The sequence below is a fragment of the Aneurinibacillus migulanus genome (assembly GCF_001274715.1).
Lineage (GTDB): Bacteria > Bacillota > Bacilli > Aneurinibacillales > Aneurinibacillaceae > Aneurinibacillus > Aneurinibacillus migulanus.
This window is the reverse complement of record NZ_LGUG01000004.1, coordinates 4,211,690-4,236,444: the sequence shown is the minus strand read 5'-3', so window position 1 is coordinate 4,236,444 and position 24,755 is coordinate 4,211,690. Positions and strand designations below refer to the sequence as shown.

27 protein-coding genes and 2 pseudogenes are annotated in these 24,755 nt (G+C 39.7%); 24 read left to right on the top strand and 5 right to left on the bottom strand.

Annotation, left to right across the window (positions count from 1 at the left end; translation table 11 throughout):
• The 3 genes and pseudogenes from AF333_RS22100 to AF333_RS22090 form a co-directional block, all read left to right on the top strand.
• Nucleotides 1-343 (top strand): annotated as a pseudogene (locus AF333_RS22100) (IS701 family transposase); the annotation flags it as partial.
• Between the two features lie 59 nt (nucleotides 344-402).
• The gene (locus tag AF333_RS22095) at nucleotides 403-822 is read left to right on the top strand and encodes a hypothetical protein (RefSeq protein ID WP_053432758.1); all 420 of its coding nucleotides are present in this window, start codon (nucleotides 403-405) and stop codon (nucleotides 820-822) included.
• Nucleotides 823-1,344: a hypothetical protein gene (locus tag AF333_RS22090; protein WP_043067177.1), complete on the top strand. Its 522-nt coding sequence runs from the start codon at nucleotides 823-825 to the stop codon at nucleotides 1,342-1,344. It begins immediately after the preceding gene.
• Between the two features lie 217 nt (nucleotides 1,345-1,561).
• Here AF333_RS22090 and AF333_RS32285 read toward each other — a convergent pair whose 3' ends face one another.
• Entirely contained in the window at nucleotides 1,562-1,771 is a 210-nt protein-coding gene (locus AF333_RS32285; RefSeq protein ID WP_255322328.1) for a transposase, read from the bottom strand.
• 397 nt (nucleotides 1,772-2,168) lie between these two features.
• Here AF333_RS32285 and AF333_RS22085 point away from each other — a divergent pair, with 397 nt between their 5' ends.
• The 17 genes from AF333_RS22085 (at nucleotide 2,169) to AF333_RS22005 (ending at nucleotide 19,512) form a co-directional block, all read left to right on the top strand.
• Nucleotides 2,169-3,764 carry a YcdB/YcdC domain-containing protein gene (locus tag AF333_RS22085; protein ID WP_053432757.1) on the top strand — a complete coding sequence of 532 codons (1,596 nt, stop codon included), beginning with the start codon at nucleotides 2,169-2,171 and terminating at the stop codon, nucleotides 3,762-3,764.
• A 166-nt stretch (nucleotides 3,765-3,930) separates the two neighbouring features.
• Nucleotides 3,931-5,220: an IS110 family RNA-guided transposase gene (locus tag AF333_RS22080; RefSeq protein ID WP_053432741.1), complete on the top strand. Its 1,290-nt coding sequence runs from the start codon at nucleotides 3,931-3,933 to the stop codon at nucleotides 5,218-5,220.
• A 396-nt stretch (nucleotides 5,221-5,616) separates the two neighbouring features.
• Nucleotides 5,617-5,805 (top strand): hypothetical protein, encoded by a 189-nt coding sequence (locus AF333_RS22075; protein ID WP_043066771.1) that lies wholly within the window; start codon nucleotides 5,617-5,619, stop codon nucleotides 5,803-5,805.
• Between the two features lie 181 nt (nucleotides 5,806-5,986).
• Complete coding sequence (locus AF333_RS22070) at nucleotides 5,987-6,541, top strand: MarR family winged helix-turn-helix transcriptional regulator (protein WP_043066772.1); 555 nt, start codon at nucleotides 5,987-5,989, stop codon at nucleotides 6,539-6,541.
• A 91-nt stretch (nucleotides 6,542-6,632) separates the two neighbouring features.
• Complete coding sequence (locus AF333_RS22065; RefSeq protein WP_043066773.1) at nucleotides 6,633-7,856, top strand: MFS transporter; 1,224 nt, start codon at nucleotides 6,633-6,635, stop codon at nucleotides 7,854-7,856.
• A gap of 345 nt (nucleotides 7,857-8,201) precedes the next feature.
• On the top strand, nucleotides 8,202-8,405 hold the full coding sequence (locus AF333_RS22060; protein WP_021624653.1) for a hypothetical protein: 204 nt from the start codon (nucleotides 8,202-8,204) through the stop codon (nucleotides 8,403-8,405).
• A gap of 11 nt (nucleotides 8,406-8,416) precedes the next feature.
• Entirely contained in the window at nucleotides 8,417-9,328 is a 912-nt protein-coding gene (locus AF333_RS22055; protein WP_053432756.1) for an IS3 family transposase, read from the top strand.
• Nucleotides 9,329-9,366: 38 nt separating this feature from the next.
• Nucleotides 9,367-9,996 carry a transposase gene (locus AF333_RS22050; RefSeq protein ID WP_144424225.1) on the top strand — a complete coding sequence of 210 codons (630 nt, stop codon included), beginning with the start codon at nucleotides 9,367-9,369 and terminating at the stop codon, nucleotides 9,994-9,996.
• 587 nt (nucleotides 9,997-10,583) lie between these two features.
• Nucleotides 10,584-11,006, top strand: a complete 423-nt coding sequence (locus tag AF333_RS22045) for a c-type cytochrome (protein ID WP_043066775.1) — start codon at nucleotides 10,584-10,586, stop codon at nucleotides 11,004-11,006.
• A 12-nt stretch (nucleotides 11,007-11,018) separates the two neighbouring features.
• Nucleotides 11,019-12,890, top strand: coding sequence for a Sec-dependent nitrous-oxide reductase (gene nosZ / locus AF333_RS22040; RefSeq protein WP_043066776.1), 1,872 nt, complete (start codon nucleotides 11,019-11,021; stop codon nucleotides 12,888-12,890).
• 87 nt (nucleotides 12,891-12,977) lie between these two features.
• Nucleotides 12,978-13,541: a hypothetical protein gene (locus AF333_RS22035; RefSeq protein ID WP_043066777.1), complete on the top strand. Its 564-nt coding sequence runs from the start codon at nucleotides 12,978-12,980 to the stop codon at nucleotides 13,539-13,541.
• The gene (gene nosD, locus AF333_RS22030; RefSeq protein ID WP_052812146.1) at nucleotides 13,538-14,851 is read left to right on the top strand and encodes a nitrous oxide reductase family maturation protein NosD; all 1,314 of its coding nucleotides are present in this window, start codon (nucleotides 13,538-13,540) and stop codon (nucleotides 14,849-14,851) included. The genes AF333_RS22035 and nosD overlap by 4 nt, the downstream gene beginning before the upstream one ends.
• Nucleotides 14,848-15,645, top strand: coding sequence for an ABC transporter permease (locus AF333_RS22025; protein ID WP_043066778.1), 798 nt, complete (start codon nucleotides 14,848-14,850; stop codon nucleotides 15,643-15,645). The genes nosD and AF333_RS22025 overlap by 4 nt, the downstream gene beginning before the upstream one ends.
• Nucleotides 15,642-16,304, top strand: coding sequence for an ABC transporter ATP-binding protein (locus AF333_RS22020; protein WP_043066779.1), 663 nt, complete (start codon nucleotides 15,642-15,644; stop codon nucleotides 16,302-16,304). Before AF333_RS22025 ends, AF333_RS22020 begins: the two co-directional genes overlap by 4 nt.
• A gap of 5 nt (nucleotides 16,305-16,309) precedes the next feature.
• Entirely contained in the window at nucleotides 16,310-16,672 is a 363-nt protein-coding gene (locus AF333_RS22015; RefSeq protein WP_043066780.1) for a FixH family protein, read from the top strand.
• Between the two features lie 2 nt (nucleotides 16,673-16,674).
• Nucleotides 16,675-17,238 carry a hypothetical protein gene (locus AF333_RS22010; protein ID WP_043066781.1) on the top strand — a complete coding sequence of 188 codons (564 nt, stop codon included), beginning with the start codon at nucleotides 16,675-16,677 and terminating at the stop codon, nucleotides 17,236-17,238.
• A gap of 552 nt (nucleotides 17,239-17,790) precedes the next feature.
• The gene (locus tag AF333_RS22005) at nucleotides 17,791-19,512 is read left to right on the top strand and encodes a YcdB/YcdC domain-containing protein (protein WP_043066782.1); all 1,722 of its coding nucleotides are present in this window, start codon (nucleotides 17,791-17,793) and stop codon (nucleotides 19,510-19,512) included.
• Nucleotides 19,513-19,655: 143 nt separating this feature from the next.
• Here AF333_RS22005 and AF333_RS33115 read toward each other — a convergent pair whose 3' ends face one another.
• Nucleotides 19,656-19,808, bottom strand: a complete 153-nt coding sequence (locus AF333_RS33115; protein WP_139188984.1) for a bacteriocin — start codon at nucleotides 19,806-19,808, stop codon at nucleotides 19,656-19,658.
• On the bottom strand, nucleotides 19,802-19,963 hold the full coding sequence (locus AF333_RS33910; protein WP_158502465.1) for a hypothetical protein: 162 nt from the start codon (nucleotides 19,961-19,963) through the stop codon (nucleotides 19,802-19,804). The genes AF333_RS33115 and AF333_RS33910 overlap by 7 nt, the downstream gene beginning before the upstream one ends.
• A 209-nt stretch (nucleotides 19,964-20,172) precedes the next feature.
• Between AF333_RS33910 and AF333_RS33905 the strand changes: the two genes are divergently transcribed.
• Entirely contained in the window at nucleotides 20,173-20,346 is a 174-nt protein-coding gene (locus tag AF333_RS33905) for a hypothetical protein (RefSeq protein ID WP_158502467.1), read from the top strand.
• Between the two features lie 42 nt (nucleotides 20,347-20,388).
• Here the strand turns inward: AF333_RS33905 and AF333_RS22000 are convergent, their stop codons facing one another.
• The gene (locus AF333_RS22000) at nucleotides 20,389-20,622 is read right to left on the bottom strand and encodes an AbrB/MazE/SpoVT family DNA-binding domain-containing protein (RefSeq protein ID WP_043066783.1); all 234 of its coding nucleotides are present in this window, start codon (nucleotides 20,620-20,622) and stop codon (nucleotides 20,389-20,391) included.
• Between the two features lie 348 nt (nucleotides 20,623-20,970).
• On the opposite strand from AF333_RS22000, the gene AF333_RS21995 reads away from it, so the two are divergent.
• The 3 genes from AF333_RS21995 (at nucleotide 20,971) to AF333_RS32280 (ending at nucleotide 24,029) form a co-directional block, all read left to right on the top strand.
• Nucleotides 20,971-22,083, top strand: a complete 1,113-nt coding sequence (locus AF333_RS21995; RefSeq protein ID WP_043066784.1) for an AAA family ATPase — start codon at nucleotides 20,971-20,973, stop codon at nucleotides 22,081-22,083.
• 94 nt (nucleotides 22,084-22,177) lie between these two features.
• Entirely contained in the window at nucleotides 22,178-23,461 is a 1,284-nt protein-coding gene (locus AF333_RS21990) for an IS110 family RNA-guided transposase (protein ID WP_043066785.1), read from the top strand.
• Between the two features lie 400 nt (nucleotides 23,462-23,861).
• A complete protein-coding gene (locus AF333_RS32280; RefSeq protein WP_158502469.1) occupies nucleotides 23,862-24,029 on the top strand; it encodes a GrpB family protein in 168 nt (55 codons plus the stop codon).
• Nucleotides 24,030-24,539: 510 nt separating this feature from the next.
• Here AF333_RS32280 and AF333_RS33110 read toward each other — a convergent pair.
• Nucleotides 24,540-24,728, bottom strand: a pseudogene (locus tag AF333_RS33110) (IS66 family transposase); the annotation flags it as partial.
• Nucleotides 24,729-24,755 lie beyond the last annotated feature (27 nt).

Genomic DNA, 24,755 nt, shown 5'->3' with positions numbered 1-24,755 from the left:
GGATACCAGCCTGGATGTCGTGACCGTCCTGCGCCACTATGCCGTACGCTGGCAAATCGAAGTTGGGTATCGGTACTTTAAGGAGTTGCTTGGTTTCGATCAGTACCAGCACCTTTCGCACAAAGGGATCGAACGATTTTGGACGATTCAGTTTCTGGCGTATACGTTTCTTGCGCTTGAACAGGCGAAAGGAAAACGCCATTCGCCGTCGCTCACATTAGGAGATGTGGTACGTCGTATTCGAAAGGACTGTATGGGGCAGCTCATTTTGTATGCCTATGAACAAGGATGGGCACAAAAACCTCTGGTTGAAGTGCTTAAAAATCTAAGACTATCCTCGTAATCGTTACATTTTATTCTTTTACGCCACCCGTATGCCCATTTTTGGGATCGGACGGAAAAATGCAAGAGTCCAGTAAGATTATTACCATAGAAGAATCTGAACAGGAAGTAAACAATATCCAAACACCAATGACTACACCAGTAATTCCTTTGGAAGTAATAACTATTACTAAAGAAAACCTAAAGGAAATGATAGCAACCGAGATTCAGAAGGTGGAACAGTACCATAAACAACAAAGGGAAAAACTAAAAACAGAACTGAAAGAAGAAATTGAAAAGAGTAATTTCCCACGCCTCCATAAAAGTACAGAAAAGACACTGACGATTGACGATCAGTGCCTTTTTCCGTATTTGGATATCAAGAAAAAAATCATTATACAATTTTATGATACAGTTGTACTATTTAATGGAGATGCTATGGCAAATTTAAATAATACAACTGTATTGGAAAGAGGTGACGTTTTGAGTTTTGTTGCATAGATGATTGTCGCATGTGAAATTACATTTTGGGTGGTTATTGTATTAGGACTAGTGACGCGATATGTGTTTAAATTAAATGCGTTAGGATTGTTTTTTTTAGCCTTAACCCCTGTAATTGATTTCATCTTATTAATGATAACAGGCATTGATTTATACCGTGGTGCAACCGCAACACAAGCGCATGCAATTGCTGCCGTTTATATTGGTGTATCAATTGTTTACGGCAAAAGTATGATTCACTGGGCAGATGAACGCTTTCAATATTATGTGACAAAGCAAGGTCCAAAACCGGCGAAACGATTCAGTATGGAGTATGCGAGACATCATTTAAAAGGATGGGTAAGACATGTACTTGCTTATCTTATTGGTGCTGGACTTTTAGTCGGGATGATTTATTTTATAAATGATTCATCTCGTACTGATGCATTGAGTGGAATTTTAAGAATTTGGACAATTGTTTTGGGGATTGATTTCATTATTACAATCAGTGACTTTATTTGGCCCAAAAAAGCGAAAGTATGAAACTAATATTAGTATAGTGATTTTTTGGTTGCTGGATCTATGAAGATTATATGGGATGACAAAGTTTACCGGACCATTATATTAACACCTGCATTGCTACAAGAACAGTGAAATTAAATATATAGCTGTTTAAGTATTTTATAATTTTCAAGAGACAAAAAATGAGGTTTTGAGTCATTTGTCAAAAGAGTCTATCCAAGAGGTGGGTTCATTTATATTAGTACTTTTTATTGGGGTCCCGCCACGTCGCTATCCCAAACTCAACATGTACTTTGTTGAGCCCTCGAAAGGAAAGTCGGCGGAATGACCGATTGCCCTTGATGTGACCGAACACGCTTTCGACCTCGACTTTACGTCGGACATAGATTGCTGCTTTGTCTTCACATTCAAGGGTTGCTTTTGCCTTTGCTTTCATTTCTTCAAAGATCGTATTCCAATCTGGTTAAAAGCAACAGGCGACATGTACCGATGTAATTCTTTAGCAAATAAAGAGAACGCACAGTTTTCTCGGTATTCATAAAAAACCGTGTCATCCTTTCTATTTCATATAAGAAGAGAACGCGCTTTTCTCCTTAAGAATATCGTTCTCAACTTGATGACGATGTAACACTATCTTAAAAAATTTTGTTCGCATCCTGTTTCTTTGAGTTGCTGCTTTTATTGTTTCAAACTTTAATTAGATGTAGAAAATTTAGCGTTCTATAGAACGTTCAACTAGGGAAAAGTTTACATATTTCTACTACGTTGCACTGATGTTTTACGTATAATCTCTATTAAGATGTAAAAATCTTTGTTTAAATTAGAACTAAATCATGGAGGTATATATGTCAATCGATTATGAGACACTCCGAACAAAAGCAAAAACAGTTGTCATGATTCCAGATTATTACCGACTGGAAATGGAAGATAACACACCCAAGGGCAATGAGAAATACCGATCCTTCATTTGGGAGGATCCTAAAAAAAACGACTGCAAAATTGAAGTTGAGCTGGACCTGGAAACCGGGGATTTGGTAAGGCTGGATATCGATATGGAAGATAAAAATACAGGGAACCAAGACAGCTCCGAAGAGGACGCGAAGGCGATCGCTGACGCTTTTCTAATGAAACATAATCCCGATCATACAGCATTCACTTGGGTAAATATCGAAAAGAGACAAAATTTTCGATTTATCACCTATAGGGAGGAAGTTGGGGGGCTACCGCTTCCTGATACGGGCTGTGAAATTACACTGGATAATAGCTTAAACGTCATCGGATATCGTTCTGAGCAAAAAACTGCTCCTAGACCAAAGTGGCCTGATAGCATCGTTGATGCAAAAAACGTGAGACAACAAGTGTTAAGTAATTTACAAATGAAGCTGACAATGGTTACCTTGTATCCTTCTATGTATGAAATGGAGGGAACACAGCCTGAATATCGACTTGTCTATGAAGCGGTTCCAGATCGTCGATTGATCGACGCCATTACAGGTGTTGATCACTTTGGAATCGAACATTATCTGATGCCTCCTAGTCACCCAATTGCTCCGATGGAAAGAGATAATACCAGTAACTTGGGTGGTATACTAACATTGGAAGAAAGCGAAAAGGGAAAAAAGCTACTGAATCCGAATGATCCAAGTGAGGAGTTGATCAAAAACATCGCAGCCTGGGAGATGTTGCTTGGTATCGATCCAAAGTTATACATGGTTGAGAAATCGAAGGATGACGATGAGAGGATTAAATTGTTGTATAAGCTTAAGGAGGAAGTAGATAAAGAGCCGAAACCAGAAGCACTTTCTGTGGATGCTTACATGAAGCGTAAATGGGGTGATTCGCTACGAAAACTAGAATCCTCATTTATAATTCAAATCGAAAAATCGACAGGGTGTTTGGCAGGGTTCTTCCACTGGACTGAAGAGGAAAAAGAAACTACTGCAACTGCATCACTGACCCGGAAGCAATGCTGGGAGAAGGCGGAACAGTTCTTGCAGCACGTTTTTCCGGATTATACTTCTTACCTTCAGCTCGAAGTGGATCAGGAAAACATGGATGAGGAACTGCGTGATCGTGAGCTTTTCTATCTACCTGTCTACATCAACAATATCCCTGTTAACCATGAGCGGGTCATGGTTAGTGTTAGTACTTCAACCGGGAAAATCTGCAGCTATATGGGAGTCTCTTATGAAGAAATTCTAGAACTGACAGAGAGGAACTTTCACCCAGTGCTTACACCCGAAAAAGCGTTTGAACGATACAGTGAGTATGTTAGCATCCGACTTAAATGGTTTAAAGACTTAGATGAGTATTCACCTTACCACCTACTTTATGAGTCTACCACAACTTGTCAAGTCGATATTCCTTTGGGCGTTGACCGTAATCGAAAATTAAAATATATCGATGCCTGCAATGGTGAGCTCATTTGGCAAAAAGTGTGATGGATATCAAAGACCACTTTTTTCTTATAACGGTGGGATTTTCGCCTGTTTTTCTATAGGAGCATTCCTGTAATGAATGAAAATGCGAGTGGATAAAAAAAGTACCTCCTGTTAACATACAGAGTGTCACGGCCGTGACCTCGAAATAACAGAGGAGGTACTCACCATGAATTATACACAAAATCAACGCATTTCTCAAATCACAGAATCTACCTTGATTATTGGCATAGATATCGCTAAATACAAACATGTAGCACGCGCACAAAACGATCGCGGTCTCATGTATGGGAAAGCTTTTTCTTTCCCAAGTATGCGTGAGGGATTCGAAGCGTTCTGTCACTGGATGAAAAACATAATGAGGGAACACGAAAAAACACAGCTTCTTGTCGGAATGGAACCAACCGGACACTACTGGATGACTTTAGCAGCATTCTTGCGAAGCCGCGGGATTCCGGTCGTGGTCGTTAATCCGATGCATGTAAAGAAGTCAAAAGAGCTGGATGATAATTCACCAACGAAGAACGATCCAAAAGATGCCCGTGTTATTGCGCAACTCGTCAAAGATGGGCGGTACTCTGCACCTTATTTCCCAACTGGTGTATATGCCGAATTACGGGAAGCTGTGAAAATACGAGACCACCTTTCCTGCGAGCTTCAGCGTACTCAAGCCAAGGTGCATAATTGGCTGGATCGCTATTTTCCTGAGTTTTTAACGGTATTTACAAGCTGGGAAGGCAAAGCGGCTTTTGAAACCCTCAAGCATTTTCCACTGCCTCAGGATCTTATCCAGGCAGGTGCCTTTGAAGTCTTGACGATATGGAAGAAAAACATCCAAAGAGGACTTCGTCCCAAACGTGCGGAGGAGCTTGTAGAACAAGCTAGGCATTCGATTGGCCTTCAAGAAGGTATGAAAATGGCAAGGTTGGAGCTAAAAACACTGCTTACAACCTATGAAACTCTACAGCAGCAGATAGAAGAAGTCATAAAAGAAATCGAAGATTTATTACGAGATATTCCAGGTGTACAGTACATTCTTACGATTCCAGGCATAGGAGTCGCTACCGTTGCGGGCTTTTTCGCAGAAGTTGGAGACTTGTCTAGATACCAGCATCCTCGTCAGATTCAGAAGTTAGCGGGTCTAAATCTTAAAGAAAATCGTTCAGGCAAGCATCGAGGAAAAACACGTATCACGAAACGAGGAAGACCACGGCTTCGCGCTCTTCTCTACAAAGCGATTCGACCCTTAGTTGCCAAAAATCCAGCATTTAAGGCGCTACACACGTACTATACAACTCGACAGGAGAATCCACTCCGTAAACAGCAATCGTTAATCGCCTTGTGCTGTCGCCTCCTCCGCATTATGTTTGTGCTAGCTCGTAAACAAATCGATTTTAATATGAACAAGATGATAAAAGACACCCCTTTATGTGGACAGAACCAATCTCTTGCCGCATAAACCGTACAGTTGCTTATTTTTTGAAGAACATTCGCACTTGATATCTTGATCAAAAACGAAGCACGGAGAAGCCGGAATTATTTTTTCCATGCGGGCACAGACCCTGAATAGGAGCATCTCTGGCCTCCACCTCATGGACAGGTTGAACGAAGGAAAGTAGGGACATATGATCCTGAGAGACATGGGAGGGTACACCACCATGAGTCCTGTGGAGATCCAATGTGCAACCATATTTTTCAAAAAAGGCCGTAGGTCTTTGATGGCCTACACCCCCTACTTCCAATATTTTAAAAAGTTTCAAATGTCTAACTGAAGCTTCGTTTATAAAAATCAAGATATTGTAAGAATACATGAGTATTCATAAGAAAAACTTTAATTCATAGAGGGAGAATAATCATGAATAGAAAAGAAGTAGCTTCGAGAATATTTAAATGCTCAAAAGAGGAATTAGAGGTTTGGCGTAAACATGCGTTATTTTGTTTAAAGTGGTATCAAAAAGATAATAATGCTTTTGAAATAGAAGAGTGTGAATTTGTTATAAGGGAGATTGATAAACGGTTATTGAATTTAAAAAATGACAACTAGGGAGAGAATGTCAGTCCTTTCCTTTAACATTCAACTCTCTGATATGTATTTTAGGGAGGATGTGTATCTGCTATGATGTAATACAAAAAATTCCTTTATTTAAAGATTAACATTGCACTTTTAATGAAAAGGCATTATATTTTAATTAGATAATCTAATTATTAGGAGTAAAGATGATTTCATGGTCAGAAAAAAGGATAAAGAATATGTAGCTGAACAACAGCTCCCCAAGCTAGGGATTAAGCCGTACTTAGAACTTATGAATAAAACTGCTTTTGAAGATACGGATCGGTATGCGGCTTATATTGGTTTATTAATGCTTTGGACCAGCGACAATGTACTAGATGCAGTAGACATAGATTTGTCTCCATATGGTATTACGGAAAGTAAGCTAGATCTACTTTTGCTTCTTACACTACATGAAAAAAATGGTAATGTAAGTCCTTCTGCTATTGCAGAGCGACTAGGGATTCGTCGCGCTTCCGTAACAGCGCTTTTAGATTGGGTAGAAAAACGAGGGTGGATAGTTAGGGAACATAGCGCAAAAGACCGTCGTATGGTTCATGTGAAAATTACTTCAGAGGGCCGTGTATTGGTTGAACAAGTATTACCACATTTTTGGTCTTCTTGTGAATCTCTGGTAAACGAGTTAGAACCAGAGGAACAGAGAGTATTTGAAAAGGTATTAGTAAAATTGCATGAGAAAATCGAAAAAAGATTAGGGGTGGGGAGATAAAAATTTTTTTCGGATAATAGTTAGATAACCTTATAATATAAAATTTAATTAAAATGTATTGTTTTACAACTTTAATTATAGAGGTGCTATGATGATAAAAATGAAAAATGAAATAATTGGGAAGAAAAATTATTCTTTAATGACTGCAATTCTTTGTTGGACCGGAATAGTCGTCATGTCGAGTTTATATGTAACAATCCCATTAATTTCGTTGTTTGCTGACACTTTTGAAATTACATCCACGCAAGCGGCAGTACCAGGAAGTATCTTCTCGCTTAGTTTTGCTATTGGTTGTTTGTTATATGGGGCATTATCTGACAAATATGGTCGTAAAAAAATTATTTTAATTGGATTAATTAGTTTAACTCTAATCTCTTTACTACTTGGGTTTGTAGATAGTTTGTCCTGGCTTATCGTTCTCAGGGGAATTCAAGGTGCGGCAGCTGCCACTTTTTCTCCTGTTGCTTTAGCTTACGCTGTGGAAATGTTTCCGACGGAAAGAAGGGTAACAACAATTGGTTTTATCAGTACGGGATTTTTGATTGCTGGGATTATGGGGCAGGTTATAAGCGCTATGATTAGTCAGTATTATGGATGGAACATGGTGTTCTATATTTTTAGTGCTATTTATGCCGGCACCTTCTTATTAGTTTTTTGGTTTCTACCTAATGGAGAAATTCCCAAATCCCATACTAATATCTTGACTCCTATTAGACAAATGGGCAAAATATTTACCCAGAAAGACTTAGCCTTAGGTTATCTCGTTTCTTTTGTACTACTTATGTCTTTTGTAAGTATGTATACTGTTTTGGGTAATTATTTAAGTGGCCCAGCTTTTAACTTGACTCCAAAGAACATTCTTTATGTTCGTTTTGCGGGTATATTTGGGATGTTACTCTCTCCATTTGCTGGACGCTTGGCTAAAAAATTCGGTGTGCGTCAAATTCTCCGCGGAGGGTTGTTGTTATCCGTAATTAGTTTGACATTGTTAGGGTTGATCTCTAATTTACCTGTTCTTATTATTGTGAGTGTACTGTTTGTATCGGGGATCGCTCTCGCGGTTCCAGTACTTATTACGTTGATAGGTCAATTAGGGGGGGAATCGCGTGGAATTGCCGTTTCACTTTATACCTTTATCTTATTTACAGGAACGAGTTTCGCCCCAATATTATCCGTGTGTCTCATTCAGACCGGTAGCTATCTATTGACTTTTATTTTGTTATCTCTTGTACTTTCTATCGGTTTGGTAGCGGCTCTTTTAATTCGTCGCGAAACGGTAGTTGTATCAAAGTTAGAAACAAGTACAAAGCAGTGAACGTACAGTGTATCTGTCTCAATTCTAATTTACTTATATCAGACAAGTGATTCCAATCATTATGGGGTGCATCTTTGTTACCATGCGTACCAAACAACGTCTTAAAAGCAAAATCAATACGAAGATCAATTCGAGAACTCATCATGCACCTCCTTGTTCCTCTTTAGCCCCCTAGAGAAATTGGACACTAAGAGTGGATTTGAATTACACGGATAGTGACCAGAGGGGGAGTACAATATGACACGAAAAAAGTATTCGTTAAATTTCAAGAAACAGGTAATAAAAGAAGCACAAGAAACAGGAAGCATTACAGCTGTTGCTCGTCGTTACGAATGATCAGCAAACATGGTCGGGCGTTGGAAAAAAGAACTAGAGAATGGGAAGCATGGTGAAGTAGATTTCTCCACCGTTCCTGCTCTGGATGCAGAGGAAGTAGCCAAAGAAAACGATCAACTCAAGCGTTTACTTGGTGAACAAGCGTTAGAGATCGCTATATTGCGTGATTTAATAAAAAAGAAAAACCCTCATTTGCTAAAAAACTTGAAGTAGCTGAACACTACATTCGGCAAGGCTATCCAAAACGGTTAGTCCTACGTTTCGCCCGCACTCCACGCTCAACCTACTACTATCATAAGAAACAGGAAGGGCAACCCGTGGAGCCAGTGAAAAATGAGGGGCGACAAGCACCGGGCTATTCCGTCCGACAGGACGGAACCAAAATTTCAGATGAACAGATCAAGGAATGGCTCATGGAAGCTTTATCCGGTGATGGATATGCCTACGGATACCGAAAGCTTACCGTGCTTTTACGCCGCGATCATGGGCTTGTGATCAATAAGAAAAAAGTATATCGCCTATGCAAAGAGCTCGATATTTTACGACCGCAGCGGAGAAAGAAAGCGACTTATCCACGAAAATTGGCACGAAATCGAGTGATTACCGATTCCCATCAACTCTTTGAAACGGACATTAAATATGGTTATATTGCCGGAGAAGATTGTTTTTTCTTCATCCAGTCTTGTATGGACGTGTATGATCGCTCCATCGTAGCGTATCATATTGGGCTTAGATGTGAAGCAAAAGATGTGGTTCGAACGCTTCAACAAGCTTTATTCAAACGGCAGCTTTTTGACAAGGAAGACAAACCTGTGCTTCGTTCTGACAACGGACCGCAGTTTATTTCTCATGCCTTTAAGGAGGCCTGTGAATCCTTTGGGATTACGCATGAACGTATCCCACCAAGCACGCCAAATATGAATGCCCATATCGAGTCCTTTCATCGGATTTTAGAAGAGGATTGTTTGTCTCGTTATGAATTTGAAAGCTACAAACAGGCCTATGAAACGGTTGTGGAGTTCATGACTTTCTATAATGAGCGACGAATTCATTCAAGCATAAAAGACTTAGCACCAAACGAATTTTACAAATTAAATCAAGAAAACGCGATTAAAATCAAAGAAGTTCGTGTGTAACAACGTAATTTTACGTAAACGAGAGAATAAGAGTGTATGTGTCCAAAGTTCGGGGGTTAATCCGGTATCCTGCTCAATCTGTACTCGAAACCTGCGCTTTATCTGGATTTCACGTCATTAGCGGTATAAAAACCAATCGTATTATTTATCCATATGGTATTCGGCAGTCAATAAAGGAATTTGCCTCGCACATCCATAAAGAAGATACCGACCTTGTGACCGTCGGTCACGCTTCTTATCACGTCTATCGTTATGAAGGCAAGCTAAATTTCATTGAAAATGCTGTGGTACTACTGTGTTGGGATGCGACCCAGCCAATGACTCTCCAAACTATGCGAGCATTCTTAAGTACAGACGTTTCCTTATCTAATGAGCAAATTCTAACGTACTACAGTAAACGTTGGGCGATTGAGACTTATTTTCGTACCATGAAAAGCAACTTTTCCTTTAACGGTTATCAAATACGTAGTACCGTTGCAATTAAGCGGTTTTGGACACTGCTTTCTTTTACAGCCATGTTCTGCAGTGTAACAGGACACGGTGATATCTTAACAGGACTACGAAGTTGGCAAAACAAAAAGACAGAGAGTTGGATCGAATTTGTTTACTATGAAGCAAAGGCAGGAACGCAGCTGGATTTGATAAAAAATCAGTTACAAGCTGCCTAGGAGAACCTTCGGTTCTTTTTGCATGGTAAATTTTGTATCCGATTTTGGGCAAGTCTAGTAAATAAATTAAAAATTAATTTATATTTATTTATATGATCCCTTGATTAGCTGGTCATCTTTTCGTTAGCCTCTTCTCTATCACAACGTGTCTTCTCGGTACTCAGTCATCTATAGTAACTACTTTGGCTCACTCCTGCCAACCCCCATCATATATAGATGAGAAAAGTGCTGTGGTATTCCCTCAATAAGCGCAAATTTCTTTTATAGTGTTAAGACTTCTTCTGAAACGCTTGATTTTCCAACTCGTCTAGTTTTTTAAGGAAAAGTGACGAATTTAAGGAGCGTACCACTGTATTTACTAAGCAATATAGGTTTTCTTACCTTGTGAGTTTTTCAATGTTTTGTATGAAAGGAATATGTAAAATTAATTCGTTTGCAAATTGGACAAAACTTGACTAGGATTTGTGATTTTTATCACAAATAGATTGTGGATCCATCCTTACAATGGAACTATCAGTTTACACAGCAGCTGCATTCTAGACTGAACCTTCTCAATTTCATATGAGATGACGTAAGGGGGAGTTTCTGTGGGGAAAAACATAGGGGTGTTCGTCTTGTTTTTTGCCCTTGCTTTTGGGGGAGGATATTTGTTTTATCAAATAAAATCACCTGTCGAAGCACCGGTGCAGACGCAAACAATAAAAGATACTGCTCAGACGACACAAACAACACAAACAACAACCAGTGCTAGCAAAGAAGGAGAAGTTTTTACACAGAAAGGCTGCATCTCCTGCCACTCTGTCTCGAAGTTAGGAATAAAGGGTGGAGAGGTCGGGCCAGATTTATCCAAGGCATATGCAACTGTTCCAGATAAACATGGCGTTCCTATTGATGAGTTTTTGAAAAAGCCGACGACAGCGGTGATGTCTGGTGTAATCGGAAAAAATCCGCTTACAGATGACGAACGCAAGGCGATTATCGCGGCATTAAAAGCCGCCTTAGAAAAATAGGGGGAGTCATATATGAAGAAAGCAGTGCCTGCAGTATCTGGTATATTGGTTGGTTTTTTAGCGGCAACCGTATTTTTTGCTGATTTTACTACACAGGGAACCAGTACGTCAGCCACACCGACGGGCGAAAAAAGTACTGCCGAGAAAGTATACATTCCATTCGGACAGCAGGATGAATATTACATGTTTGCATCGGGAGGCCATTCCGGACAGCTTTTTGTCTATGGCGTACCGTCTATGCGGAGAATTCGTACTGTCCCGGTCTTTTCCCCAGATTCAGCAACCGGGTACGGATTTGATAAGGAAACAAAAGAAATGCTGGGTGGATTCCGCTGGGGGGATTTTCATCATCCAGCCTTCTCAGAGAAAAATGGGGAATATGACGGGAAGTATATGTTTGCCACTGACGTGGCGAACAATCGTGTAGCTGTTATGGATTTAAGCACGTTCGTTGTAAAAGATATTTTGAAAGTACCTAATACGGTCGGCCCGCACTGTGCTGCTTTTGTGACGCAGAATTCAGAATACTTATTCTTGCCAACCCGTTTCTCAGCACCAATCGGACAGCAGTATGCATCGCTTGATGACTATAAAACAAAATACAATGGCTTCATGTCCGCTGTTAAAATGAACGAGAAAACGAAAAAGTTGGAAGTGGCATGGCAGGTGAAGCTTCCACCGTGGTCGTACGATTTATCAGATGCGGGCAAAAAGGTGTCTGGAGATTGGGCAGTTGTGACGACGTATAACACCGAAGAAGCTACCACAAACATGGAAATCAACGCTTCACAAAAAGACCGAGATTACATCTTACTATTCAATTGGCGGGAACTTGAGAAGATGGTGAGAGAAGGCAAAGCTGATACTATCAACGGTGTGAAAATCATCGATCCGCTGAAAGTGAAAAGCGGACTCTATCTGGTGCCAGTGGCAAAGTCTCCGCATGGTGTGGATGTAACACCGGACGGAAAGCGATTTATCGCTTCTGGTAAACTTGCTCCAGCGATGACGGTCTTTTCATTTGAAAAAGCTTTTGAGGCAATCAAGAATAACAAAATCACAGAACAAGTAAAAGGCATCCCCGTACTTGACTATGCCTCTGTGATGGAACGTGAAGTAAATCCGGAAAATGCGCTTGGACCGCTCCACACACAATTTGATGATAAAGGTATGGCCTACACAACCATGTTTATCTCTTCTGAGATCGTAAAATGGGATCCGAATACAGGAAAAACACTGGACCGTGTTCCAGTGCAGTATTCACCAGGCCACTCTGTTTCCGCTGAAGGCGATAGTGTGAGTCCAGATGGCCGTTATATTGTTGCACTCAACAAGTTAGCCAAGGACACCTATCTATCTGTTGGACCTTCTCATCCAGAGTCTATGCAGTTGATTGACCTGGCTAGTGATAAGATGAGAGTCATTCAGTCCGCTCCGGTTGACCCGGAACCACACTACGCGCAGATGATTAAAGCAGATAAGATTAAAACAATTGAAGTATATCCGAAGGATGAGACCAATCCTAATGCAGTGTACCAGCAGAAAAATGCCCGTATTGAACGCAAAGGAAACGAGGTGCATGTCTACGGCCTTGCGATGCGCTCGAAATTTATCTTTGATGATAAAGCGAAGCGTAAGGACACTATTGAAGTAAAAGAAGGTGATAAAGTTGTTATTCACCTTACCAATGTAGACTTTGACGAAGATATCACCCATGGTTTTGGCATCAACGGCTACGACCAGGATATTGAGGTACAACCGGGCGAGACAAAGACACTGGAATTTGTCGCCAATAAAGCAGGAACATTCCCGCTCTACTGCACGAACTTCTGCTCTGCTCTTCATCAGGAGATGAACGGATACTTATTAGTCCAACCGAAATAAGAGAGACGGAAAGAGAAGAGGGCAGAGGGAAACATAGTAAATCCCTTTGCCTTTCTTACTATGAGTAGGTAGAGGAGATGAACACGTATGTCCAAAGGGTTATCGACTGTATCGGGCATTTGTTTGGCGGTGGCGGCCGTTCTACAGGGGATTTCGATTCTTTTGCCGTGGTGGGGCATGAAATTTATCGCACCCCAGTATCCGGAAGGCCTCGATATTGTGGTCTATCCTTACAAACTGGAGGGACGGATTGACATCATCAATGGGTTAAATCATTATATCGGAATGAAAGAATTCAGTGCAGCTACCTTCCATGAACTTGACTATTTGCCGTATGTCATTGGAGCTATGGCTATTCTTACACTTATTGCAGCGATTGTCCGCAAAAAAGGGATACTGTATGTGCTTATTGGACTTTTTGTGATAGGTGGAACCCTTGGTATTTACGACATGCTGCATTGGTTACGTTCATTTGGAACCGAACTTGACCCACACGCCCCGATTAAAATTTCACCGTTTATCCCCCCTATAATTGGGGAAAATCGGATTGCTAATTTCATTACGTATAGCTATTTCAGCTATGGCTCGTTTTTGATTGGTGCCGCATTTCTTCTGGTGTTGTTGTCATTATGGAAGGAAAGAAAACTATGATAATGAAACAATTAATTTTTTTGTGGACCGTTGCGTTTGCCTGGGCTGCAGGCGCTTCGGTTTCTCTAGCAGATAACTCCGTCCAATTTCTGATTGACCACACACCTGCGAATGGTGTTCTGGTGCTGAAAAACCAAGTCTATAAGGGTGATCTGGTGATTAAGAAACCCATTACAATTAAAGGAACACAGGGTACAGTCATTCAAGGATCGGGTACTGGGAATGTCATTACCATAAAGGCTCCATATGTTCGAGTAGAAAACATAGCGATTAAACATGGAAGTCTTAGCATGAATTCGCAAGAAGAGTACGCTGGTGTAAAAGTTACAGCAAATCATGTGGTGTTAAAAAATCTACGAATTACCGATTGCTACCACGGTGTGTACTTGAAAAACACGCATCACAATGAAGTCAGCCATGTAACAATCACGGGCCGTGGCCGCAATATCGTAGCCAGTCAGGGGAACGGTATTCAGTTAATTCACGCCAGTCATACGCGGCTCGTTGGAAATGTAATTAAAAAGGTAAGGGATGGCATTGCGTTTGATTACTCTGACTATAACAAAGCGGAACAAAATCAAATTAGTGAAACGAGATACGGTTTGCATTATATGTATTCCAATGACAATGCGTTCTTAGGCAACCATTTCTTGAATAACAACGGCGGTGCCGCCATTATGGTATCAAAGCGATTGCAGCTTAGAAACAATAATTTTTCTTTCCATGATGGTTCTCAAGCTTTTGGAGTTCTCTTGAAATCGGCCGAGGAAGTCAGCATTAGCGATAACCATTTCTATCAAAATCTACGGGGGATTTATATTGATGATTCTGTTGGAAATGAGATAGCTAAAAATGAATTTTTGCATAACCGGGTTGGGGTTGAATTGTGGTCAAGTGCGACGCATCAGACGTTTACACAAAATAGCTTCTTTAAAAATACGGTTCCTGTTATGACAGTAGGAGGAAGTGTAACGAATCAATGGAGCAAAGATGGGAAAGGAAACCACTGGGGAGGAGAATTCCCATTGCTGGATGCGAACCAAGATGGTATCGGAGACAGTCCTGTTCAATATACATCGGCGCTATATAAGCTTATTCAAGAAAACGAACTGACCTATTTGTTCTTACACAGCCCGGCCATCTCAATCTATGAAAAAATGAACCAACTTTTTCATCAGCAGAGCCTTATGTTTGAAGATGAATATCCGCTGATATATCAGGAAAAACGTCTACCTCTTGGCATGATCGGACTTGCACTCGGCATGTTATTCATCGGGTATGTATGGATGCGTAGGAGGCGAAAAATATGAATTACGTATGGAAAGAGTGGAAAGAACAGTCTCGTAGTAAAGGCCTTTGGCTTTCATTAAGTATGATTGTCCTACTCTCGTTCTTTCTTCTTCTACAATCTAGTTCGTTCCCATCTGAGCAGGGATTTCAAGTATTTCTCATGTCCTTGTATGACATGACAGTCTTCTTCACTCCGTTGTTAAGCCTATTTGTTGCCTCGTTTGCAGTCATGCAAGAAAAAGAGCAGAAGACCTTGTTTATTTTGCTTACAAAAAAAGAATCTTATCGAACCTTCTTTTTGAAAAAAAGCCTGGCCGTCCAGTGTGTGATCCTGCTTTTGTTTGTTGGATGGTATTTTGTATTCGCGCTGTTTATGAAATTTTTTCTTGCCTTTGACTCAGCTGCATTTCTTGTATTCTTGGCGGCCTCCTTATCGTTACTGGTGATTTTTATTCAGTTAGGATTGCTGTTAGGCAGTATATGCAGTACGAGAATGCAGCTGATCGGTGCCAATATCTTCGTCTGGTTTTTCTTTCTCTTTCTTGCTGACATTATTTTTTTATACAGCCTTCCTAGTATATCGAAGGAGAATGTAACCCTATTTTCCGTGTTTTTTTTCTTTGATCCCCTCCATACGCTGCGCTTTTATTTGGAAACGTCTCTGTACCTTTTTCCACTTGATCACCTTTCAAGGCTAATGGAAGACATGATTTGGTTAGCGCCAGCGAAATTTTTACTGCTTGATCTTCTGATCTGGGTTCTTCTTTCATTTGAAATTGCAGTCATATTGCATTCTAAGGGGGATAAAACATGATTGAAGTACAGGGGGTAACGCACTTTTATCACCATAAAAAAGTACTGGATCAGGTAGACGTCACGATTTATGAAAATGAAGTCTGTGCGTTAGTGGGTCGAAATGGATCAGGAAAGTCAACGCTTATCCATTGTCTTTTGCATCTGCTTCCGCCTAGTCAGGGAACAATTCGTCTAAATGGCATTTTGAGTTATAAAGAAGGATGGAAAAAAGATGTAGCCTATTTGCCGGAAAAGTTTCAGCTGTATCCGCAGTTAACTTGCCAAGAGAATATGAAATTCTTTGCCTCCTTAAGTAGTATGGAAGTGGATGAACAAAAAATAGAAGAAAAGCTACGTATGGTGCAGCTATGGGAGCACCGGGATGAAGTAATTAAGGGCTTTTCAAAAGGAATGCTACAACGCTTAGGCCTTGGTATTATGCTGTATTATGAGACAAAAATCCTAATCCTTGATGAGCCGACGAGTGGATTAGACCCGATAGGCCGAAAGGAAATCTTGTCTATTTTAAAATCTCTTACAGGAAAGACCGTGCTCTTTTCTTCTCACCATATGGATGAAATTCGCCAGATTTGCACACATGTGGCTTATTTGGAGAACGGAAGAATTCAAAAATATGAGATTACTGCGTTTTGCAAACAATTTCAATTCGGAGAGTGAAACATATGAAGCGTTGGATGCTGAGTACCCTTTTTTTGTTGCTCTTGGTTGGTTGTACTTCAAGTACACAGTGGGAGGCAGCGGTCAAAGTACCTGCCGTCTTTAAAGTAGGGAAAGCATGTCCGATTGTGGTGAACATTACCGAGAACGGAAGCCCTGTATCTGGCCTTCAAGTGAACGTGCAGGTAGAAATGAAAGGAATGGATCACGGAACCATCGAAGTTGCTCTTGAGGACAAAGGAAAGGGAACATATGAAGGTGCTGCACTGCTTCCGATGGGTGGAGAATGGGAAGCGGTCGTTAAGATGAGTAAGGATAGAAACAATCAGGAGCAGATCGTACAATTTAAAACGGAAGGAATACAGTAGCGATGAACAGACAAAAAAGTAAAGTGCTGTGTGGTTTGCTCCTAGTATATTTTCTGCTCTCTGCATGTGCTCCCAAGCAAGAGACGGTGATCGCTTATGTGAATGAGGAGCCAATTACAAAGCAGAACCTTACATTTCTTAAAGTAATGAACCAGGTGGAGTTGGCTATGGCTCAGGAAAAAGAGGGGGAACAAGTAGCCAATCAAAATGTGCTACTCACGCAAATGATTCGGCTACATGCAATGGCAATGCTTGCTGAAGAAAAGGGCTATACCTTCAACGTAGAACAGGCAAAAAAAGAAATGGAAGCAATGAGAAAACAGTACGAGGCGCATCCGACCGTAACAAAAATCATTGAAGCGTATGGCACGAAACAATTCTGGACAGACAAGGCAAAGATACATCGTTTGCTGCAGCTCTCACAACGTGTGCAGCATGATATGATTGAGAAAGCAAAGGAAAAGAAGCCGAAGGCGAATGCGGCTGAAGTTAGATTTCAGGCAGAGAAGGCGTATGAGGATTTGGTTATATCACAAATTGGGACATTAAAGATTAAACTATTGTAAGAGAGCAGAGGCACAAGTGATTATTCCACTCAATGTGTGTGCGAAATGAAAAAGGACCGCCCCAGTGGCCATCCCCACCACCATTAAGTTAAAATTTTCTGGTACCTTCAAAATGAAAAAACCACTATTCTTTCTATAAAATAAAATAATGAAAGAATAGTGGTTTTAATTATTTTACTGGCGATATACTCAGTTCCATTGTTTACAGACAATAAATCAGCTAATATCTTGACAAGATATTAGCTGATTTATTATTATTTTTAATTATACTATTCAGGGTGTTCAATGATAGAGAACTTTAAAAGGGGATACTACGATAATAAGTAGTATCTCCTTTGCATTTTCAATATTATAATTAAACAAGTTTATCATCTTCATATAGCTGCCCGTATGAGTAGTGGGATTTCTTTGTTTCCCAAGATAATTTGAGATAAAAAACATATTCCTTTATCAAAATGGATGTATTTCACAACAAATCAGTTGATGTCTCATTTTTTTTCCTCCTATCATGATGTATATTTTGTATTATTATCCAGAAAAGGAGGATTTTTAATGAAGCGTACACTACCATTAACGGCTCTATTCCTTTCATCTTCGCTTATACTTACTCCATCCGTGTTAGCTGAAGAAGTGGAATCAGGAGCTACTCAGGCCGCATCTACACAAACAGCTGAAGCAACCGAAATAACAGAAGCATTAACTCCGATTCCACCTGCTGTACAAAAAACGATGAATAGGCTGTTTACCCTTCAGCCAGAATTGAAGAAATTGAATATTATCACAAGCAGAAGCCTGATGAATGATCAGCGTTTTCTGGTACATCTTAGTGATAGAGCAGAGAAGACCGGAAATTCAAAAGAATATATGACTGCTTACCTAGAATGTGATAAAACAACGGGAGAATTGCTTTCATTTGATATACAAGCTACAGCATGGGCATCCGAAAAATCGCCTTCCCGTCAGCTAGTGCAGGATACGGCTGAACGTTTCCTTACAGAATGGTTTGGGACAGAGGGCAGAAAGCAATTCGGCAAGCCAACTACATATGGTGATAATGCTTCTGCAACCCATAAGAAAGACGGGACGACAGTATCTTGGCGCAAACGTTCGGTGGAATTCCCACTCCTTCTCAACGGTATACCTATAGAGAACAGGAACGTACGCCTGAATGTGGATTCATTTGGTCATATTACAAACTATTCATATACTCCAGTTGATTTAGATACAGTCAAGGTACCGAACCCAGATATCGCACTACCAATTGAAGAAATTAAAAAGAATATCACTACCGCAGATAGCATCAGCCTAACTTACGTAGAAGAACAGCCAGAGAAAGATGGGCGAGATTCGGAAAATATAAAAACAAAACCTGTCCTACGTTACGATTTAAACGACTTCGGTGGATATCATGCACAAACTGGAAAAAAAGTTGACGAAAAAGAGCTTACTTCCGTACAATCAAAACCAACAAAAACTAAAATTGCACTTCACCCGAAAGGACAAACGCTTATTGCGCGTTCCGAAGAAGAAGTAAAACAGCTTCTTACCAAGCTATTTGATATCAATAGTGCTGCAGGAACACTACATGTTGAACAGCCTTTCAATTTTCCATGGCAAAAAGAAAGACGCTATTTGGACTATCGATTTAACACAGAAGATGGTCAAGTGACCGCTTATATAACAACGGATAAAAAAACAGGTCATGTATATAGTGTCAGTTTATCTACAAATGGGGAGCAAAAAAAGCAAGCAGCAAGGATAACAGAAGAACAAGCATTTACTGTGGCCTGTGATTTCTTGGAAACATATGCCGATTCAAGTACAACAGAATTGGAATTACAGCAAAATATCTTTGAAGAGTCAGAGATTCCGTCCTGGGTAGATAAGAGTAAATTACCAGAAATGACCGACGATCAAAATGATACGTATCAATTTTATTTCACCAAACTACACCAAGGAATTCCCGTACGAGATCACGATTATCAAGTGGATATAGATAAACAAACAGGAAAGGTTGTTTCTTTCCGTCTTTCTACTTCATCGGAAAAAGTGGAACTTCCAGATTCGCAAACTATCGTGACAAAAGATCAAGCATTTTCAACATTTATCAATCATAAACCACTGAAGCTGAAATATATACGACCATGGTATATGGATCAACAAGCTCCAACACTGCTTCTTGTATATGCATGGGATAACTCGGATGGGTTCGGTTATGTGGATGCTTTGACAGGCGAATATATTAAGGAGCCTATTGACCAGGAAGGCGAATAAGGCAGTCAAGCCCCGTTGTCCGTATGGATGGCAGGGCTTAATTATTTGAGTTTAATTCATTATATGCCTTTGTAAATGCTATTTTACTTGAGTATAACAATCCCCGCCTATATCGTACCAATCAAAGATCGAGAAAAGGACGTTCATTTTCCCACTATAGTATAGTCATCGCCTATACCTACACACCACCCAATGCCACCAGATACTTGTGCCAGCTGTGTTTCATTCAGTTCTCCTTCACTTGTCTGCAAGTCGGGCAGTACTACTGTCAGGTGTGAACCTGTATTATCTACCATGCGTAGCTTGAAACCTTCCGGCACCTCGATGCTGTCGCTTGTTCGACAGCCTCTTCCGGATTATTGAGGCACAATGTACGAAACTCAGCATCCGTTGCTGCTTTGCTTTTAATCATTTTCAGTGCTTTTTCTACCTTTTCCATGTTCCGATTCATTTTTATTCTCCTTCACTTTCTTATTTTTAGTAACTTCATTGTAGAATGATACAATGAACTATTCTGTGATTTTGTTCACAAAACACGAATCTGTACAGATAGTTGTTTTTTCTATTGCATCTAAATTGGTAGAAATTTATTACGTAATAAAGAGGGTTTTTCATCTTTATATAAAATGGTAAAAAAAGGATATAGAAAGGGTGAGTAGAATGAAAGAAATGCGTAGATACATTATTCAGGTTGATAAGAACGGGAGGATTTCACTGCCTAAAGAGATAGTAAAGAATATACATAGTGGTTTATTGGATTTTGAGGTACACGGAGATAAACTTTTAGCAAAAGAGCCGGAACTTGACTATATATTTATTTGGGAAAAGGAATAAAGATACAGCCCCACTGCCCTACTTCAAAGAGTAGGGCAGCTTTTATATGTGTTTCAGTTCTTCCAAGCAAGAAGCACAAATTTTCTTCTCTTTATATTGGACAGTTCCCGAGATAGAGTCACAAAACAAACATCCAGGTGCATACTTTTTAAAAACAATTTTTTCGCCATCTACAAAGATTTCTAGACTATCTCCAATTTTTATTCCTAGTTTATTTCTTGCCTCAATTGGGAATACAATTCTACCTAGATTGTCCATTTTGCGAACAATTCCCATTTCATTTTAAAATATGGATGATGATGTGAGCGAGTTGTAATATATGATACTTTTTGGGTGCTATTCTATGATTAGAATATACCATAATTTGTTACCAAAGACGTAGTCATTTGGTAAAAATACGTTTAAAGTTGCTATAACACAATAAAAAACCTGACATAGCATCTTATAAAGAGAGGGATGTTATGTCAGGCTTTTGCTTTTGTATATCGAACTCTAATATATTTTCAAATTTTATATTCGATAAAAAATATATTTTTAAAAACATCGAATTTATTTGATAAAAATCTATATTTAACATATAATTTCATTATTCGATTAAAAGATTATAGAACGGAGTGTTCGAAAATGGATTCCGTAATCAACATGATTCCCAAGTTAATACGTGCATCTTTTGAAGGAGACATGCGAACAGTAGAAGCTTCATCACTTACATTGGTCAGAAAGTTAAAGAAGGATCATCCAGATATAGCCGGTGAAATTGCAAAAGCCATTTCTTATCATAATGTAGGGGCTGCAGTAACTAGGGCAGTCGGGATTGAACCTCCTCCAACAGATCGAGATACGTTTATGTCTTTAGCTAAAGTTGAGGAGCCAGGAGATGAACAACCAAACATTATATTATCCCCGGAAATATCTACATTAATTAATCGCTTTATTAAAGAACGGATTTTGGCAGACAAACTTCTTACAGCAGGTATTAAACCTCCTACAAGCCTACTTTTATATGGTCCTCCGGGTGTAGGGAAGACGTATTTAACGAAATATTTTTCTTATTACTTAAAACTTCCTGTAATTACATTAGACTTAGCTTCTGCGATTTCAAGTTATTTAGGAAAAACAGGACAAAATCTAAAACAAGTTATTGATTATGCAAAAAGTAAACCGTCCATCTTGTTTCTTGATGAGTTTGATGCTGTTGCTAAGCGCAGAGACGATCAATCGGACTTAGGTGAGTTAAAACGTATTGTGAATGTACTACTAAAAGAGTTGGAGGATTGGCCGAGTCACTCTGTTGTCATAGCGGCTACGAATCACGCTGAGATGTTAGATAAAGCAATCTGGCGTAGGTTTGATCGGGCTATAGAGATCCCACTTCCTGATGTAGAGGAAAGAAAGAAGTTATGGGAAAGCGAACTTGATTATAAACAGCTTCAACTTACAGATGAGCTAACTTTAGTTTTAGCTAAGGTAACAGAAGGGCTTAGTGCAGCAGATATCTGTCGTTTGTCCGAGCGTATCCTTCGTCAGTACATTATTGATGAAGGGGAACCAATCGAAATTATTATTAGCGAGCTAAAGTCACTAAAAGATGATGGGAAGTTTAATCAAATGTTTGCGAGAGCGGCAAAAGATGCTTTAGGGAAAAAAGTAACACAAGCACAGATTGCTAAATGGCTAGGAATAAGTACTTCAACAGTAAATCATCATTTGAAATCAAAAAAGGAGCATTCCTGTTAGAAGAAAATTTTGAGGTTAGATAAAAAAAGCACCTCCTGTTAGCATACAGAGTGTCACGACCGTGACCTCGAAATAACAGAGGAGGTACTCACTAATGAATTATACGCAAAACCATCGAATCAAGCAAATGAATGAATTTACCCTAATAGTAGGAGCTGACATCGCTAAACACAAGCATGTGGCAAGGGCACAAGATTTCCGAGGAATCGAGGTCGGAAAACCTTGTGTGTTTGACAATTCAAGAGCTCGCTTTAACAAATTACTACACTGGATTCACTTACTTATGGAAGGGCATAGTAAAACTCACGTTTTATTCGGAATTGAACCAACGGGTCACTATTGGATGCCATTAGCTCAATTTTTACGACATGAAGGCATCAAAATAGTGATTGTTAATCCGCTACATGTAAAGCGCAGTAAGGAACTCGATGATAATTCACCAACCAAAAATGATGTGAAAGATGCTCGTGTCATTGCACAATTATTAAAAGATGGCCGTTACTCTGAACCACAGATTCCGCAAGGAATCTACGCCGAACTTCGTGTTGGTATGAACATGCGAGAACGATTATCTAAAGATTTATTGCAAGTGAAAGGGCGGATTCATGGTTGGTTGGATCGATACTTCCCCGAGTTTTTGACAGTCTTTAAAGATTGGGAAGGAAAAGCAGCACTCCTTACACTTCAGAACTTCCCGTTACCTAACGATATTGTGAAGCAAAATGCGGAAGAAATTGTTCAGGTTTGGAAAATTGAAGTGAAGCGTGCCGTAGGTACGAAAAGGGCGTTACAGCTTATTATGGCGGCCGAAGAGTCCGTTGGACTTAAATCAGGATTAGATATGGCCAAACAAGAGCTACATGTCTTACTTAGTCAGTATAAGCTACTTTGCGAACAGTTGGCGCAGTGTATGGAACGAGTTGAACGTATGGTTCATACCATTCCAGGTGCTACTCAAATGATGACGATACCGGGTGTTGGATTCGTGACGGTGGCAGGCTTCCTTGCGGAAGTTGGCGATCTTAATGGTTACTCGCACCCTCGTCAAATTCAAAAGTTAGCTGGCTTTAATCTTAAGGAAAACAGTTCAGGCAAGCATAAGGGCAGAACACGTATCACAAAGAGAGGTCGCCCTCGTTTGCGAGCCCTCCTGTATAAATGTGTGATGCCATTGGTCGCTAAAAATGAACAGTTTAAAGCGTTACATGATGAATTTACAGCTAGAACCGTGAATCCACTACGCAAAAAACAGTCGCTCATTGCTTTGTGTTGTAAATTGATTCGTATTTTCTTTGCTTTAGGGCGAAAGCAACAGCCGTATGACGCTTTATTGGTGATAGCTAAATCTCAACATTCATCTGCAAGAAATGTTACTTAATGAATTTTCTCTTGATATAGCTGTTCTTTTCAGTTAATTGTTCAAAAAATAAGCACGGAGAAGCTGAGCGTTATTTTTCACCATTCGGGCATCTGACCCTGCAAAGGAGCTTTTTCAGCCTCCACCCCACGGATAGGTAGAACGAAGGAATGTAAGGGCCGTAAGGACCCCGTGAGACATGGGAGGGTACACCACCTGGGCTATTGTGGAGATCCATTGTGCTACCATAATTTTCCCTTTAGGTAAGGAAATTCGGATACCCTGTCTTTGTCTTCCTCCACTATCCATATAAAACCTTTAGCGATAATTAATGGTTTTATAATGCTTATTCATGTGAACGAAATACTAAGAAAAAACGAGTATTCAAGAGAAAAATTTAATTTATAGAGGGAGGAGTAAGGTGACACATTCTGGTATAGAAATTGTTAAATACAATGAACAATGGGCAGAAACATTTCAATCAATAAAACAAGTTATTAGTAAGTCTTTAGATGATTTGATTATTGGAATTGAACACGTCGGAAGCACCTCAATCCAAGGTCTTGGAGCGAAACAAATGATTGGTTAAGAATGACTTTGAAAAGACAATTTCCAACAGGTCATTCGTGGCTTGACTATATCTAAGTGTGAAATATGATTCAAAACATAAATTGAATCAAATGTTAAGTAAGCTGTGAGAAAATTTACTAAGCTTATACCAAGGCATTTTTGTAACGCTATGCTCATTATTAATTACTTCTTGTTAGTAAATAGCTTTCCCAATTCTTAACCATCCATATTTTAAAGATGAGTGCTCTGTTTATTTAATCGATAAATATTTTATTATCAAAATAGAATGTATATTGTGATTTTTTTGTTTTGTTTAATATCTTTTCAAAAAATACTTGCGGTTATGTAAATATGTATTAAAATGTAAATATATTGAATAAAAAGGGAAGAGGAAGAAGGAGTATGTTTTGTGATAAAACTACCCGAAAAAACAACAATATTATTGGAGATTTTATTAAACAAATCTTGTAACTACTCAGCCACGTGCTAGACAGCACAAATAGAGGTACCTTTACCCTAAGGACCTCTATTACGATTCTATGCAAAATATAGGCACGTTTCCAAGTATGAGGTTCTGAAGCGCCTCGAAGATCGACCGTCCTTGCTTTTTCATAGTGGAAAGGAAGCCACGAATCCGGCAGAATATTTTAGCTCCTTCTTCACTGCGGAAGGTGCCCGAAATCTTCCGTTTCGTTTTGACCATCCGAATGTCGCGTTCTGCCTGGTCATTTTAAAAAAGGGGGTT